The sequence below is a fragment of the Chryseobacterium sp. sg2396 genome, from assembly GCF_042610505.1.
Taxonomy (GTDB): Bacteria; Bacteroidota; Bacteroidia; order Flavobacteriales; family Weeksellaceae; genus Chryseobacterium.
In genome coordinates this window covers 379,029-393,428 of sequence record NZ_JBHGAQ010000001.1, presented here as the reverse complement: position 1 = coordinate 393,428, position 14,400 = coordinate 379,029, and the positions used below count along the sequence as shown (strand labels likewise).

The 14,400-nt window shown below is 40.0% G+C and carries 17 protein-coding genes and 1 pseudogene; 2 read left to right on the top strand and 16 right to left on the bottom strand.

Annotation, left to right across the window (positions count from 1 at the left end):
- Positions 1-986: 986 nt before the first annotated feature.
- The 16 genes and pseudogenes from ACED20_RS01800 to tpx all read right to left on the bottom strand — a co-directional run bounded on the left by ACED20_RS01800 (position 987) and on the right by tpx (position 12,016).
- Positions 987-1,256: a hypothetical protein gene (locus ACED20_RS01800; RefSeq protein WP_294200634.1), complete on the bottom strand. Its 270-nt coding sequence runs from the start codon at positions 1,254-1,256 to the stop codon at positions 987-989.
- A gap of 82 nt (positions 1,257-1,338) precedes the next feature.
- Entirely contained in the window at positions 1,339-1,680 is a 342-nt protein-coding gene (locus ACED20_RS01795; RefSeq protein WP_294223233.1) for a hypothetical protein, read from the bottom strand.
- A 14-nt stretch (positions 1,681-1,694) separates the two neighbouring features.
- A complete protein-coding gene (locus ACED20_RS01790) occupies positions 1,695-2,249 on the bottom strand; it encodes an RNA polymerase sigma factor (RefSeq protein ID WP_294199256.1) in 555 nt (184 codons plus the stop codon).
- Positions 2,250-2,596: 347 nt separating this feature from the next.
- Complete coding sequence (locus ACED20_RS01785) at positions 2,597-3,055, bottom strand: hypothetical protein (protein ID WP_378103309.1); 459 nt, start codon at positions 3,053-3,055, stop codon at positions 2,597-2,599.
- Between the two features lie 336 nt (positions 3,056-3,391).
- Positions 3,392-3,835, bottom strand: a complete 444-nt coding sequence (locus ACED20_RS01780) for an SRPBCC domain-containing protein (RefSeq protein ID WP_378103308.1) — start codon at positions 3,833-3,835, stop codon at positions 3,392-3,394.
- A 27-nt stretch (positions 3,836-3,862) separates the two neighbouring features.
- Complete coding sequence (locus tag ACED20_RS01775; protein WP_345765916.1) at positions 3,863-4,291, bottom strand: SRPBCC domain-containing protein; 429 nt, start codon at positions 4,289-4,291, stop codon at positions 3,863-3,865.
- 37 nt (positions 4,292-4,328) lie between these two features.
- Positions 4,329-5,162: an SDR family oxidoreductase gene (locus ACED20_RS01770; RefSeq protein ID WP_294267571.1), complete on the bottom strand. Its 834-nt coding sequence runs from the start codon at positions 5,160-5,162 to the stop codon at positions 4,329-4,331.
- A gap of 131 nt (positions 5,163-5,293) precedes the next feature.
- Complete coding sequence (locus ACED20_RS01765; RefSeq protein ID WP_378103307.1) at positions 5,294-6,163, bottom strand: VOC family protein; 870 nt, start codon at positions 6,161-6,163, stop codon at positions 5,294-5,296.
- Between the two features lie 32 nt (positions 6,164-6,195).
- Positions 6,196-7,086, bottom strand: a pseudogene (locus ACED20_RS01760) (IS1595 family transposase).
- Positions 7,087-7,361: 275 nt separating this feature from the next.
- On the bottom strand, positions 7,362-7,634 hold the full coding sequence (locus tag ACED20_RS01755; RefSeq protein ID WP_294223217.1) for a hypothetical protein: 273 nt from the start codon (positions 7,632-7,634) through the stop codon (positions 7,362-7,364).
- A gap of 33 nt (positions 7,635-7,667) precedes the next feature.
- Entirely contained in the window at positions 7,668-8,081 is a 414-nt protein-coding gene (locus ACED20_RS01750) for an SRPBCC family protein (protein WP_294199249.1), read from the bottom strand.
- Between the two features lie 74 nt (positions 8,082-8,155).
- The gene (locus ACED20_RS01745; protein ID WP_294223211.1) at positions 8,156-8,587 is read right to left on the bottom strand and encodes a VOC family protein; all 432 of its coding nucleotides are present in this window, start codon (positions 8,585-8,587) and stop codon (positions 8,156-8,158) included.
- A gap of 158 nt (positions 8,588-8,745) precedes the next feature.
- Positions 8,746-9,150: a VOC family protein gene (locus tag ACED20_RS01740; protein ID WP_294308120.1), complete on the bottom strand. Its 405-nt coding sequence runs from the start codon at positions 9,148-9,150 to the stop codon at positions 8,746-8,748.
- Positions 9,151-9,227: 77 nt separating this feature from the next.
- A complete protein-coding gene (locus ACED20_RS01735) occupies positions 9,228-9,818 on the bottom strand; it encodes a Crp/Fnr family transcriptional regulator (RefSeq protein ID WP_294199246.1) in 591 nt (196 codons plus the stop codon).
- Positions 9,819-10,024: 206 nt separating this feature from the next.
- Positions 10,025-11,236 (bottom strand): DUF763 domain-containing protein, encoded by a 1,212-nt coding sequence (locus ACED20_RS01730; protein WP_378103306.1) that lies wholly within the window; start codon positions 11,234-11,236, stop codon positions 10,025-10,027.
- A gap of 279 nt (positions 11,237-11,515) precedes the next feature.
- A complete protein-coding gene (gene tpx, locus ACED20_RS01725) occupies positions 11,516-12,016 on the bottom strand; it encodes a thiol peroxidase (RefSeq protein ID WP_294237143.1) in 501 nt (166 codons plus the stop codon).
- Positions 12,017-12,432: 416 nt separating this feature from the next.
- Between tpx and ACED20_RS01720 the strand changes: the two genes are divergently transcribed.
- Together ACED20_RS01720 and ACED20_RS01715 are read left to right on the top strand one after the other, a co-directional pair.
- On the top strand, positions 12,433-14,157 hold the full coding sequence (locus ACED20_RS01720) for an HAD family hydrolase (protein ID WP_294223195.1): 1,725 nt from the start codon (positions 12,433-12,435) through the stop codon (positions 14,155-14,157).
- 2 nt (positions 14,158-14,159) lie between these two features.
- Entirely contained in the window at positions 14,160-14,396 is a 237-nt protein-coding gene (locus ACED20_RS01715; RefSeq protein ID WP_294223192.1) for an acyl carrier protein, read from the top strand.
- The last annotated feature ends 4 nt before the right edge of the window (positions 14,397-14,400 follow it).

Sequence of the window (14,400 nt, the reverse complement as noted above, 5' to 3'; positions counted from 1 at the left end):
ATACGTTCCGTTCGATGAACACAAAGCACAGGAGGATTCTTTCTGGCAGGATATGCACAAATTTCACAAAGCCATTGCATTTATAAGAGCACTCAGAGATTTGCAGGTAATAAGAGGATTTATTTTAACGCGATGTCCGCTAAGATTTTTTTAAAGCGTGGAGAATATTTTCGTTCGCAAAGGCAGTGCAGTCGGAAAAGGATAGCAGTGTGAAATGATACGTTCCGTTCGATGCACACAAAGCACAGGAGGATTCTTTCTGGCAGGATATGCATAAATTTCACAAAGCCATTACATTTATAAGAGCACTCAGAGATTTGCCGGTAATACGAGGATTCNCGGCAAATGATAGCAATGTTAAATGATACGTTCCGTTCGATGAACACAAAGCACAGGAGGATTCTTTCTGGCAGGATATGCACAAATTTCACAAAGCCATTACATTTATAAGAGCACTCAGAGATTTGCCGGTAATACGAGGATTCATTTTAACGCGATGTCCGCTAAGATTTTTTTAAAGCGTTGAGAATATTTTTCGTTCACTCAGCAAATCATAGCAATGTTAAAGTAATGAGGCCGTTTAATGAACACAAAGTACAGAAAGGTTCTTTCCGGCAGCGTATAACAGCACCTCTAAAAGTCTTTACGATTATCACTTTTTAGATTTAGATTTCATTTCGTTTTATCATTAAAAATAAAGTATCAAGCATTATCTGTGAAAATCTGCGTAAATCTGTGGTTTAATTTTAACACAGTAGACATATAGGATAGAGGAGCACTTTGAAAAACATTTCAAAACATATAAGTTTAAAAAAATCTTTGATTTTTTCTGATGTGCTCTGAAAATATTTTCAGCCTATCTGAAAAATATTTTGTGACTTATCTGTTAAATAAATACAGCTAGCTAAACGATCATGAAAAAGGTTGGGTTCAGAAAACAAATATTTTCGAACCCAACCCAACAATTTCAATTTAGCTGCTTAATTTTATGCTTCGGCGACCGGTTCTTTCTCAAACCTTCTGTGGCCGCATTTTGAAGCAAATCCTTTTTTGAATTTTCCTTTCAGTTCCTGATATTCTTCCTCGTTCATTTCGCGGATTTTATCAGCCAGTCCGAAAGGTGATCTTTCTTTGATTCCGTATTCTTCAAAAATACCTTTTACGAATTTTTTTCGCTGAATGGCTTTTTTAGCGACCATTGCTGCTCCGGCCACTGCCAGTGCGCCGAAAATACCTTTTACTACTGAATTTTTCATTTTCTTAATTTTAAATTTTACTACTTCTTTTATAAAGACGAATACTCCTGAATTTTTACTTTACTACTTCTTAAAATTTCGGTTATTCGTTTGTTTTTTTGTTTCGGTTGAAAAAACCGTTTTCACATCTGCTTCTCCAGACTTCTTTAAACTTTTCCCGTTCTTCCGGAGACAGATGCATCATCTTTTCTCTCATCTTCCTTTCCTTGAAATCCCGCACGCCTTTCCCGAAATGGAAACCGCCAAAAAGGATTTTACAAAGGATCAGAATACCCATCGCCTGCCAGAACGTAATCGATTTTGCCCCTAAAATTTCCGGTAGCAGCCAATTCCAGAGTACCATGACGATCCAGGTAACCCCCAGAAAAATCAGAGGCGGACAGAGTATCAGAAAAATCCATCCTTTTTTATGTTTATGATTCATAATCTTATTTTTTACTAACTGTTTAAATCTTCGTATAATGTTCTCAGCCGGTTCCTCAGATGCTTGACCGCGTAGTTTTTACGGCTGATGATGGTCTTGATGTTTTCCCTCTGCTCATCGGCAATTTCCTGGAGGGTCCTGTCGTTGAGTTCGTTCTCAACATAAACCAGCCGCTGCTTTTCAGGAAGTTCGTCCAGGGCTTCGAACAGTTTTCTCCAGATTTCGTCCTGAAACATTTTCACTTCCGGTCCGGCACTTTCATCCATCAGCAGGATGTCTTTAATGGAAAAACTCCCGTCTTCATCTTCGTACACGAAATCTTCAAGGTTCGCGGTTTTCTTCTTGCGGTATTTGTCGGTAATCTTATTGGCCGTAACGCGATACAGCCATCCGCCGACATTCACGATTTCCGAGAGATTGGTCAGACTGCTGAACTGATACCACACTTCCTGCAGGATGTCTTCCGCATCTTCGGTATTCTTCACTTTGGGGCGAATATAAGACATCAGCTTTCCTCCGTATTTTGAAACGGTCTGTGAGATGATATTTTCCTTCTCCTTCTGTGGCATTGTTATGTTTTCGGCAACCTCCATATTGCTATGACGGCTGATGATTTTGTTTTACTTTAATAAATTTAAAATATTTTCAGGCAAGTTCGGTTTTTCTTTTGATAGCGAGGACTCCGGATGACAATATGTTTACATAGGAATACACTCTTATCCTTTTATTTTTTTAACTTTTAAACAATTTTAGTCTTTCAGCCCAGCAAAATGATCAGTTCATTGAATTTCTGATACATTTCTCGAAAAATCTTATTTTTAACACTATTGACTATCAAAACTTTAACCACATATATAGCTACAAAAAAAGGAAAACCGATTAAGCTTTCCTTTTATTTTATTTAAATTTTATCAGATCAATTTAAATAGATTCCAAAATACCAGGTCCATGCGATCAGAATAATCTGCATCGGAATTCTTTCTTTGTACAGGTAAGCCATTCCCGGGCCTGTAAAATCAGCCTTGAAAATATTAATGTTTTTCCGGGATGAATTGATGTTGGCAATAAAAACCAACAGGAAGAAAACAATTAATAAGACTGCTGTCAGTTCACGCATCGAAGGAATCATCAATCCGATTCCCGCAGCAATTTCCAGCACGCCGGTGAAATAGACCCAAAATATTTTTCCCGGAACCGGTTCAGGAATCATCATCGCCATTCCCTTTTGGAACTTAAAGTGTGCCAGTCCGGTAAAGATTATAAAGGCTGCCATTCCCAGGTTTCCGGAAAATAAAAAATTCCAGTTTTCCTGAAAAATTTTTGTTGCCAATAAGCCCAAAATGAATGTTACTAAAAGAATCGATAATAGTTTCATGTTTATTCTTTCTACACAATTGTATGCATGGTACCGAAGTTAAGCAAAACCAAGCAGGATCTAAGCAGAAAATAGTTAATAAAGTATTTGATTCATAATTCTTTCCATGAAGGCTTAATGTATAAATAGCTGCCTGTTTTAAGCAGTAAAACTCCATACCTGTTTTTTAAACCACCGACTTTTACGGATTTTCACAGATTTTTATGTTTAAATGAATACTATTTGTTTTATATCGTCTGCAACAAAATTGCGAATTTTTAAACTATTATATTTTCCTAAAGCGCGATCATATATGAAAATCTGTATACATCTGTGGGAAAATTCATTTTGGTTTTATTAAATATTTTCCGCAAGTTTTTTTATCACCTCAAGGCCTTGCGTGAAGCCGGAGTTCATATGATCTTCCCATTCTTTTTCGTTCTGTACCTCGACATGAAGCTTGGTTTTTCCACCGAAATCGATAAGGATATATTTTTCGAAACATCCGCTCCATTGCTTGACTTCCATACTTTCAGTATCTTCATTGCCATCCTTATCCAGCATCCCCAGATGTTTGAAGATGATCTGGTCCGGCTCTTTGAGGCTGTCGATGATGGAGACCATACCCGCTCCTTCCGAATTTAAGAAATACGTCTTTCCGCCGACTTTCCAGTCGGATTTCATTACGCATCCCGGACTGAAAAACTGCGTCCATTCGCTATACGTTCTTTCGTTCCACAATACATCCCATACTTTTTGTCTGGGTGCGTTGATAACAATTTCGTAAGATAGGGTTTCCATATTTTTGGATTTAATTTCATTTAACTTTTATAGCTGATTTTCCGCAAGATGCTTCACATTGGATAGAGCATCGGTAAATTTTTCCTCTAAAAAAGACCTTAATTCTTCGGTAGTATGAATCTCCACTTCAAGATGGGTCATGTTTTCATCTTCGGTCAATAAATATCTTTCGAAAACTTCTCCCAGGTCCCGCGGTGTTTCAATTCCATCATAGATCTCTCCAAGATGATGAAATATGATTTCCTCATTCGGAACCAGCTTTGTAATTGTGCTGTACATCCCGTTGTTTTTCGGGTCCAGGAATTTTATGGTGGCTCCCTCCTGTAAATCCCCCTGATAAAAAGAGCCTTCGGTGAACGCCGACGTCCACTGCCTGAAAGAAAAATCATCCCACAGCACACTCCAAACCTTTATTGCTTCAGCCTTAATCTGAATATCAAAATGTAATTTTTCCATAAAATTTATAAACTAGCTGTTAATTCTGCGTATATCCTTATCCGCCTACAAAATCCCCGCCATTAATGTGGATAACCTCACCGGTAATGAAACTTGAATCCTGAGAAGCCAGAAATACATAAGCAGGTGCTACTTCGGAAGGCTGACCTGCCCTTTTCATGGGATTGTCTTTTCCAAAATCGGAAACATCGTAGAAAGTTTCCTTTACCAAAGGTGTCCAGATGGGACCGGGCGCAACACCATTAACCAGAATATTTTTTTCGGCTATATTCGTAGCCAGAGATCGGATGAAGGTAGCAATTGCTCCTTTTGTGGAAGAATAATCAATTAAATGGTCACTGCCGCGATAAGCCGTCACCGAGGTGGTACAGATGATTCGGGAGCCGCTCTGCATCAATTTCAGACAGTCTCTGGTAAAAGAAATCATAGAGATGATATTGGTGTCGAATGTTTCATGAATCTGTTCATCCGAAATGTTTTCAATATCGTCTTTCGGAAACTGTATGCCTGCATTATTAACGAGAATATCCAGTGATTTCCATTCTTTTTTTATGGTGTCCATACACTCTTTCCGGAAATTTTTATCTGAAATATCGCCTTTTAGGAGCATACAGCTTTTGCCTTCTTTTTCTACCAGCTTTTGGGTTTCCTTAGCATCATCGTCGCTTTCTTTATAAATGATGGCTACATCGGCGCCTTCCCGGGCATAATGTACCGCTACCGCCTGCCCGATGCCGCTGTCGCCTCCGGAAATCAGGGCTTTTTTACCGGAAAGTTTTTCACTTCCTTTATAATTTTCACGGATGATTTCGGGAAACAGACCTTCCTTAGGAACTTTAGATTTAGCATCTGATTTGTTATCTGTTTTCATATTCAAGTATTTGGTGGTGAATAAAGACATCAAACCGCAAGCCGAAGGAGGAAAAAGTATGGTATGCTGAAACGGATTTGAGGTGATGATCTATTATTCAGGGGAAAAACCTCCATAGCGCCTGCACAATTCTAAGACCGGTAAGCTTTTTCCAGATCTTCAATAATAATTTTCTGCATGGTCATCATGGCCTGGGCAACCTTCTGTGCTTTTTCCGGATCAGGGTCGCTCATAAGCTCAATCAGCTTTTTCGGGACGATCTGCCAGCTAAACCCGAATTGATCTTTCAGCCAGCCGCACATGCTCGCCTTTCCGCCGCCGGCTGTAAGAGCATCCCAGTAAGTATCGGTCTGTTCCTGATTATCCGTCATAATAACCATTGATATCCCTTCGTTGAAATCAAAGGTATGATCGTAAGAATTGTCCATACAGTATAGGCTGTAGCCATCAATTTTAAAGTGTGCATGCTGGATGTTGTCTGCCGGTTCCTGTATCGGATTTCCCTTGCTTCCCTGCCCGTATTTCAGAAAACTCCCGATTTTGGAATTGGGAAAGGTCAGGGTATAGAGCTCCATAGCCTGCATGGCTTTTCCGTTGTTTCCATGGATGAACATAAGGGTCGGCACTATTTTCTGGTCCCCGTATTTTTCGCCGAGGTAAACCTGCCAGCTGACACCGAACCGGTCTTGTACCCAGCCGTATTTTGCACTCCAGGGATAGGAATCCAGCGGCATCATAACCATGCCGTCTTCGGCAAGCCCGTCCCAGCACTGCTGAACCTCATCCTCTGTTTCGCAGAGTACCGTAAACGATACCGAGGCATTCTTTTTGAAATGCGGACCGCCGTTCAGGAGCATGAATTTCTGTCCGAAAAGGTCCACATTTATCACCATAGGATTATCTGCTGTGATTTTGCCGTTAAAGACTTTTACGTAAAATCCGGCAGATTCTCTGGCGTCCCCGTCGTACCAGAGGCACGGGAAAATATTGTTGTTTATCATCTTAATTTAATTTTAGTTTTAGAGGTCCTAACTTAACTACATATTAGATCTTTTTGTAAAACAGGCTTTCTATCCACCATTCTTTTGATAAGATTATTAAAGATTGTTTGCTTTGATTGGGACCGATTTATTCTGAAACAAAACTCACTTAAATATCGGTTGATATTAGAATCCGATACCCACGAATAAGTCGTTCTTATCCAGGATTTCACCTGGTAAATCATGGTATGAAGTACCGGGAAATTCCTGCCTTTATTACTTGGAATCTGAGTAATAATAAAGTCTTTTATCGGTCTGTATCCTTTCCAGTCATCCGTTACTATTTGAGCTGACCGATCAATATGTTTATCAAAAATTGTTCGTAGAGATTTAGATGAAAAATCTTTGATTTTCAAAGCATAAAAACGCTTGACTTTGCCCTCATCAGTCAATTCTACGGCACATACAACTTTTTTCCTTTTAGCATCATAACTCCTTCCTTGTTTGCCATCCTCTTTTCCACCAACCGTAAATTCATCGATTTGAACCAGGCCTTTCATTCCATCTTTTTCGTCTGATTTCATTGCTTCCCGAACTTTATGCATGAATAACCGGGCCGTATTTTCCGCAATACCATAACGAACGGACATTTGCAGTGCAGACAAATCTTTTGTCGTTGTACTCATCTCAAAACAAATGAAAAAAGCCTTTCGCAAACCAAATTTAACCCGATGAAAAAGCGTACCGGAACTTGGACTTTCAGTATCGCTGCAAATATTACAGGTTCTTGAAAAATCTTTTCTAACCTGATACTTTGTATGGGCACATTTGCGACAGCAATAACCATTTTTTCACTTCCAATGGGAGAGATATTCTTCGCAATCCAAATCTGTTTTAAAGCGTTCAGCAAACTCCAGAAGGTTTTGACCCTTAAAAATTTCCATAAAAATCCAGTTTTTCAGTACTTTAAAGATATGAAATTATCTAATGACCTCTATTTAGTTTTATTCCGTTATGGATTGACTGGCTTCGGTTCCGCTCAGCCGTCGGGACTACGCTCTAATCAGTTGTTGGATTTAAATCACGGATTGACGCAGATTTGCACAGATGGCTGCGTATATTTAAAAATCTTCGATTTTTATTCTCATGTGTTCCTGCTTTTTAAAAGCTAGTCCTTTTTCTGTGTCTCTTATGTGGTTAAAATTTCTTAAATGGGATTTTACATGTCTATTGATGCTTCAGAAAAATCACGTGTACTTTGCATAAATGAAAACTGATGTTCTTCCATATGGCTTTTCAGTTTTTTCATGCTGACTTCTCCGAAGCCATTCAGCAGCCTGATTTCTTGTTCCGAATACTTCGAAAGCTTTTCCAGGGAATCTATTTTTTCTTTTTCCAGCGTTCGCCGGGCAGGCGCTGCCACAATACCGCGCAGAAAATCTCCTTTGGCCGCATGATTTACCGCAGACATCGAAATTAAACATTTTGCCATTATCACCAGATTGATCATAAAGTCATCATGTTGTTAATGATTTTCAACATACTTATGAAAGTTATTCAGGATGGCATACCAGCCTTCCCGCTGCATTTCAGACGGGTTCTGCTGCTCCGGATCAAAAGTAATTTCTACGTTCGTCGTGTTGTTATCAATTTCTTTAAAAACAACTTCAACCTTTCTGCCGTCCTCCAGATGGTAGCGGATCTTTTCAGGGGGAGCGACTTCATCGTAGGTTCCTTCAAAATCAAACCCGAAACTTCCGTCTTTGGCTTCCATCCTGGTCCTTAACTTTCCGCCTGTCCTAAGATCGTTTTCCGCAGCCGGACAGTGCCAGCTTTCATCGGCAAAATTCCATTTTATGATGTGCTCCGGGTCACTGTAATATTCCCAGACTTTCTGTACGGGTGAAAGTATGGTTATCTCTATTGTAATTGGTTCCATATTGTGATGATTTATGGTATGGTTTAAAGAGCAGCTTCAGAAGCTACGCCAGATAATAAAGTTTAAAGATAAGCTTATTTTACATATTCTTCATTGTAATTCACCATCCAATGAATCCCGTATTTATCCTGAAAACTTCCGAAATAATCGCCCCAGAACTGATCTTCGATCGGCATTTCGACATTTCCGCCTTCAGAGAGGCCTTTGAAAAGCCGGTCCGCCTCTTCCCTGGATTCGGGAAAGATCGATACGTAATTGTTATTTCCTATTGTGAGCGTCTGGCCGAAGCTCGGGACAATATCAGACGCCATCAGCAGGTCGTTTCCTATTGGAAGCGCAATATGCATTACTCTGTTTTTTTCTTCTTCGGACAGGTGTTCCGTGCCGGGAGCATTTCCCATTCTGTAAATTTCGCCCAGGAATTCCCCGCCGAAAACGGATTTGTAAAAGTTGAAAGCTTCTTCCGCCTTTCCGTTAAAATTTAAGTAAGAATTTAATTTAGCCATGTATATTGTTTTGATAAGGTGAGTTGTTGTACTATTGTAATGATTCCCCTGTTGTTTAAGGCTTAATTTTTTAACCACAGATTGGCACAGATGATAGAGATGTACTTTATGAATAAATTAATTCGGTACATGTTTTAAGAACTCTGACATTTCCTGCGCTATTGCGGCATTTGGGAGGGATCGGCGAAAGTAATGTTCCAGCCGTGTCCGTTGATGTCCCAGAAGGAATTCTGATACATCCAGCCGTGATCCTGCGGTTCTTCATGCTGATAAGCTCCGTTTTCTACCGCTTTGTTAACCACCTGATCGACTTCTTCACGGCTGTTCATAGCCAAGGCCACCAATATCTGTGTGGTATCGTCTTTCGGGACCGGTCTTTCGGAAAATGTCTGAAAATATTCTTCGATAATGAACATCACAAAAATATGATCGGCTATGATAATGCACACTGCTTTTTCATCGGTAATCTGTTCATTAACGGTGAATCCTATGTTTGTCCAGAACGTTTTGGTTTCTTCGATATTTTTTACAGGAAGGCTTACGTAAATCTGATTGGCTTTCATAATGTATTGATTAAGGGTAAAACTTTTATCCAAAATTACCTCATTGCCGTGAAAGCCTGCTTGCCATAGGACAAGATTTAATCTTTCCGCGGATGCGAAACCAGTTCTTTCCGGATGCGGCTTAAAGAAGTATCCGTAACACCCAGATAGGATGCAATTTGTTTCAGAGGAGCGCATCGGATCACCTGAGGTTTCTGCTCCATAAGGTTGAGATACCGCTTTGTTGCCGAAAGAGTAAACATTTCCACCGAACGCTGCTTATACACGAAAAGCTGCTGTGACATCCATGCCCTGCCCCATTCCCTGAGGTTAGGGATCTTATGAAAGAGCTCCTGGAAATTTTCAAACCTGAGTTTCAGGCACTCACAGTCGGTGATGCAGACAATATTTTCCTGGGTCGGAATCCGCTGGAATAATGAAGAAACCTCGATAACGATCTCGTTGTCTGCAAAAAAATGGGTGGTTACTTCATTACCATTAAAATCAGTTACAAATGAGCGGGCCAGTCCTTTTTCAAGAATGTAATATTCGTTAGCGGTTTTTCCTTCCTTCAGGATCAGATCTCCTTTCCTGAAACTTATTTTTTCATGGGCCTGAAATATTTCATCAAGCTCATCGCGTAGAAAGAAAGGAAAGTCATAACAGATTTCCAGTGCCGTATTGCTCATTAGTCAGTACTTTAGACTTTAAAAATAAAATTTTATTTGATATGTAGAATAAAATTTCTTAATGCTAAAATGAGCTTATCAGTTTACTGTAAAGATCGGATATCTTACAGACTTTATTTAACTAAGAATCTTTAGATTTAGAAAAGATAAAAATTCTAAAGATTTCTTCCGTTCGGCAAGTAAGTCAGCCATCTGATAAAATAATGTTAAAACAGCGAAAGCTGGATCGGTTTCGGCGGCGACGGTTTCTGTGCATCCCCGAAAACGGTTTTTCCGCCGAAACGCCATGAATTCTGCCGTTCCTCTTCGATGACCTCCTGAATATCGAAATCCGGGATAAAGTCTTTTTCCGTGGATTCAATAATCTGATGAAGCTTGTTTAAGGTTCTCAGCTTGTCTGAATTCCCAAGCTTTGATTTTTCAATTCCGGTTTTGATGATATGCAGGCTTTCATCATACACTTTGGTAGGTACCGGAAACGGATGCCCGTCCTTTCCGCCGTGGGCAAAAGAAAATCTCGCAGGATCCCGAAATCTCGATGGCGCTCCGTGAATGACTTCACCCACCAACGCCAGCGACTGCATCGTGCGCGGGCCAACGCCTTCCAGCATGAGCAGGTCTTCAAAATTTTGAGGCTGCTGCTCACGGGTGACATACAAAAGTGCACCCAGACGTTTCAAATCTACATCTGAAGCCTGAATATCGTGGTGATTGGGAAGAATGAGCCTCGAGAAATCGCTCATGATTTCCGCAGAGTCGGTATGAGAAATTTCGAGTATTCCTTTGCGGTTTTCAGAAGCTTCGGCATCCGTCAGGTTTATGATCTGTCCCCTGGAAATACCGTTGATTCCGGTATGAGGTTCTTCAACAAAAGAGGTAATGTTGCCGGAATGCCAGTGGTAACGCCTTGCGGTTCCGTCGGATTCATGCATGCCCTGCTGCACCACGCTCCAGTTTCCGTTATCCGACAGAATAAAATTGTGGAGATACAACTGATAACCGTCCTGAATGGCCGTATTATCGACTTTGGCGGACAGTTTACTGGCCTTCACGAGCTCATTTCCGTTCAGTCCGGTTTTATCGGCGATCTGAAGCAGCTCAGAGGGAGTCTCACGGGAAAACTTCCCTTTTCCGCCGCAGATGTAAAGTCCCAGCGACTGCGAATTGGGGTTAATGGAACGTTTCAAAGCGCCCATTACGGAAGTGGTAATTCCCGACGAATGCCAGTCCATTCCCATTACGGCACCAAAACTCTGGAACCAGAACGGGTCTGCCAATCTGCGGAGCACCTCATCCTTACCGTAATCCATCAGGATCACCTCAACAATAGAAAGCCCAAGCACCGACATGCGTTCGTACAGCCAAGGCGGTACCTTGCCATAGTGAAGTGGTAAATCTGCAGTTCCGGAACGTTTCATACGGTAAAGGTATGGTTATTATCTGTATTTTTTATTGCTTTGAATCAGTATTTCCGGATTGCTTTTGAAAGCGATTTAAACACATAAGAAAAAAGTAAAGGCCCGCTTTCAAAACAGGAAGAACACATGAGATTAAAAATCAAAGATTTTTAAAACGATATTTGAATAAATGCAATCATCTGTGAAAATCTGCGCCAATCTGTGGTTAAAATTTTAAACACTTCTATGAAAAATCCCTGCGAAATGATTCCGCAGGGATTTTAAATATTATTGTTCAGTTTATTTTACAGCAGATAATGCTGCTTCATAATCCGGTTCGTTGGCAATTTCAGGAACCTGCTCCGTGTATACGACTTTATTATTTTCGTCCGCAACGATGATGGCGCGGCTCAGAAGCCCTTTGAATACGGAGTCTGCAATCGTAACTTCATAATCATCCCCGAAGCTGCTTCTGAAATCCGAAAGCGTTTCCACGTTATCCAGCCCTTCCGCTGCACAGAATCTTCCCAATGCAAAAGGCAGGTCTTTAGAAACATTAATTACAACAGTATTATCCAAAGCAGACGCTTTTTCATTGAAAGTCCTTGCCGAAGCGGCGCAAACCGGTGTATCAACGCTTGGAAAAATATTGAAAATCTTTTTCTTACCTTCAAAATTTTCCAGGGTTTTAACATTCAGTCCGGAATCTACCAACGCAAAATCCCTGATAATACTACCTACTGCCGGAAGCGTTCCTATGGTATGTACTTCATTTCCCTTTAAAGTAATTATGGTTGCCATAAATTTATTTTTTTAAATGTTTTTCAAATTTACTAAAAATACGGCATGAAATTGAATGATGGTTAAATAATTCTTAAAGTAAGACGGTAAATATAGATCATTGTGCATCCAAAGAAACTGTTCCGTGAAACCATATGGTGGAATTTTTCCGTAAGTTGCAAAGCGGCAGCCTGAAATCCCTGTTCTTTAGATTCATAGGTTATAATCTCTGCGAATTATATTTTATTACATTAAGTTTAAAAAATGAAAATTAATTTCCGGAAAAGCTAGGTATTTGCCTATCTTTGTCTACTCATTAACTACACCAAAAAAACACCTGATGAAATCATCATTTTGTGCTTCGCCGGAATACATGATTTTCAAGCAGAAATATTAATATTATAATTGATATATTTTCCTTTAAAATCGGGATTTCTATGTATAAAACATTTTCGGAATTAAAAAAGGTATTGCGAAAAGACACGTATCCGCATAAAATAATAAAAGTGGCCTTATTAGGAGACACGGCTACCCAGTTTCTGAATGTTGCCCTAAAGGGCACTGCAAAAACCGAAGGCTTCGGACTGGATATTTTTGAAGCGGATTTCGGGCAGATTTCCCGTCAGATCATGGATCCGTCCTCAGAATATTATGAATTTGATGCCGATTATACTATTATTTTCGAGTCAACACACAAATTGCTGAATCAATATTACAAATCTTCCGATTTTTCCATAAATTTTGCCAATAACAAAATCAGCTATGTAGAAGAACTTTACAACACGATCCAAAGCAGGACGAAAAGCAGGGTGATCTACTGTAATTTCCCTATTATAGACGCTAAGGTATTCGGAAATTTTTCCAATAAGGTAGAATCTTCATTCAATTTTCAGCTGAATAAGATTAACTATCTTCTTTCTCAGGAAATCGCCGTGCAGAGGGACAATTTCTTTATTGCCGACCTGCTTTCCATCCAGAATAAATGGGGTCGCGATTTTATGTTTACGCCAAGTATTTATGTAAATACGGAAATGGTGATTTCTATCGATGCCCTGCCGATTGTTGCCCATAATATTTTCAGCATTATTGCTTCGCTCGAAGGGAAATTTAAAAAATGTCTGATCCTGGATCTGGACAATACCACATGGGGAGGAATCATCGGTGATGACGGCCTTGAAAAAATTCAGATCGGAAATTTAGGAATAGGAAAAGCCTTTACAGAATTCCAGTATTGGGTAAAAGCATTACAGAAAAGAGGAATAATCCTGGCTGTATGCAGTAAAAATGATGAAGACAAGGCGAAAGAACCTTTTGAAAAGCATCCGGATATGGTACTGAAACTGGACGATATTGCCGTCTTTATCGCCAACTGGGAAAATAAAGCGGACAACATCAGGAAAATCCAGCGCATTTTAAATATAGGCTTCGATTCGATGGTCTTCTTAGACGATAATCCTTTTGAAAGAAACCTGGTACGGGAAAACCTTCCGGATGTCTGTGTTCCGGAACTGCCCGAAGATCCTGCAGAGTACCTGGAATATCTCTACGGCCTTAACCTGTTCGAGACCGCCAGTTTTTCGGAAAATGACAGTGAAAGGACGAAGCAGTATCAGGTAGAAGCCAGAAGAGCGGTTGACCTGGAAAGCTTTACGAATGTAGAGGATTTCCTGAAAAGCTTGAATATGGTTTCCGCTGTGCAGCCGTTCAACAGTTTTTCCAAGCCGAGGGTTTCACAGCTTACCCAAAGATCCAATCAGTTTAATCTGCGTACCGTGCGCTATACCGAACAGGAAATTGAAAACCTGATACAATCCGGAAAACATTATACCCTTTCATTTACCCTTGAAGATAAATATGGCGATAATGGTCTGATTTGCGTTATCGTTCTTGAAGAAAAGGATAAAGAAACCCTCTTTATCGATACCTGGCTGATGAGCTGCAGGGTGCTGAAGAGAGGTATGGAAGATTTCACCCTGAATACCATTGTTGAAAAAGCAAAGGAGCACGGTTACAGATACGTTACAGGAGAATATCTTGAAACCGCTAAAAACCAGATGGTAAGAGACCACTATCAGAATTTAGGCTTCATTTTTGAAAACAACCGGTGGATCCTGAATGTAAATGATTATCAACCCAAAACAGTATATATTAAAAACAAATAATTATGGACAGAAACGAGGTCTTAGAAAAATTAACCCCTATTTTCCGCGAACAGCTGGATAATGAAGATATTGTACTGAATGCAGAAACTACTGCCGAAGATATCGAAGAATGGGATTCTCTTTCCCATATTCAGTTAATTGTAGCTATTGAGAAAGCTTTCGGAATCCGTTTTACGTCTGCAGAAATCCAGAGCTGGAATAATGTGGGCGAAATGATTGATTCTATCATCAGTAAATAGACAT

What these genes read in the sequence shown, in the direction of transcription:
- ACED20_RS01800 (WP_294200634.1), bottom strand. Translation starts at nt 1,256, where the DNA reads ATGAAAAATTCAGTAGTAAAAGGTATTTTCGGCGCACTGGCAGTGGCC.
- ACED20_RS01795 (WP_294223233.1), bottom strand. Translation starts at nt 1,680, where the DNA reads ATGAATCATAAACATAAAAAAGGATGGATTTTTCTGATACTCTGTCCG.
- ACED20_RS01790 (WP_294199256.1), bottom strand. Translation starts at nt 2,249, where the DNA reads ATGCCACAGAAGGAGAAGGAAAATATCATCTCACAGACCGTTTCAAAA.
- ACED20_RS01785 (WP_378103309.1), bottom strand. Translation starts at nt 3,055, where the DNA reads ATGAAACTATTATCGATTCTTTTAGTAACATTCATTTTGGGCTTATTG.
- ACED20_RS01780 (WP_378103308.1), bottom strand. Translation starts at nt 3,835, where the DNA reads ATGGAAACCCTATCTTACGAAATTGTTATCAACGCACCCAGACAAAAA.
- ACED20_RS01775 (WP_345765916.1), bottom strand. Translation starts at nt 4,291, where the DNA reads ATGGAAAAATTACATTTTGATATTCAGATTAAGGCTGAAGCAATAAAG.
- ACED20_RS01770 (WP_294267571.1), bottom strand. Translation starts at nt 5,162, where the DNA reads ATGAAAACAGATAACAAATCAGATGCTAAATCTAAAGTTCCTAAGGAA.
- ACED20_RS01765 (WP_378103307.1), bottom strand. Translation starts at nt 6,163, where the DNA reads ATGATAAACAACAATATTTTCCCGTGCCTCTGGTACGACGGGGACGCC.
- ACED20_RS01755 (WP_294223217.1), bottom strand. Translation starts at nt 7,634, where the DNA reads ATGGCAAAATGTTTAATTTCGATGTCTGCGGTAAATCATGCGGCCAAA.
- ACED20_RS01750 (WP_294199249.1), bottom strand. Translation starts at nt 8,081, where the DNA reads ATGGAACCAATTACAATAGAGATAACCATACTTTCACCCGTACAGAAA.
- ACED20_RS01745 (WP_294223211.1), bottom strand. Translation starts at nt 8,587, where the DNA reads ATGGCTAAATTAAATTCTTACTTAAATTTTAACGGAAAGGCGGAAGAA.
- ACED20_RS01740 (WP_294308120.1), bottom strand. Translation starts at nt 9,150, where the DNA reads ATGAAAGCCAATCAGATTTACGTAAGCCTTCCTGTAAAAAATATCGAA.
- ACED20_RS01735 (WP_294199246.1), bottom strand. Translation starts at nt 9,818, where the DNA reads ATGAGCAATACGGCACTGGAAATCTGTTATGACTTTCCTTTCTTTCTA.
- ACED20_RS01730 (WP_378103306.1), bottom strand. Translation starts at nt 11,236, where the DNA reads ATGAAACGTTCCGGAACTGCAGATTTACCACTTCACTATGGCAAGGTA.
- tpx (WP_294237143.1), bottom strand. Translation starts at nt 12,016, where the DNA reads ATGGCAACCATAATTACTTTAAAGGGAAATGAAGTACATACCATAGGA.
- ACED20_RS01720 (WP_294223195.1), top strand. Translation starts at nt 12,433, where the DNA reads ATGTATAAAACATTTTCGGAATTAAAAAAGGTATTGCGAAAAGACACG.
- ACED20_RS01715 (WP_294223192.1), top strand. Translation starts at nt 14,160, where the DNA reads ATGGACAGAAACGAGGTCTTAGAAAAATTAACCCCTATTTTCCGCGAA.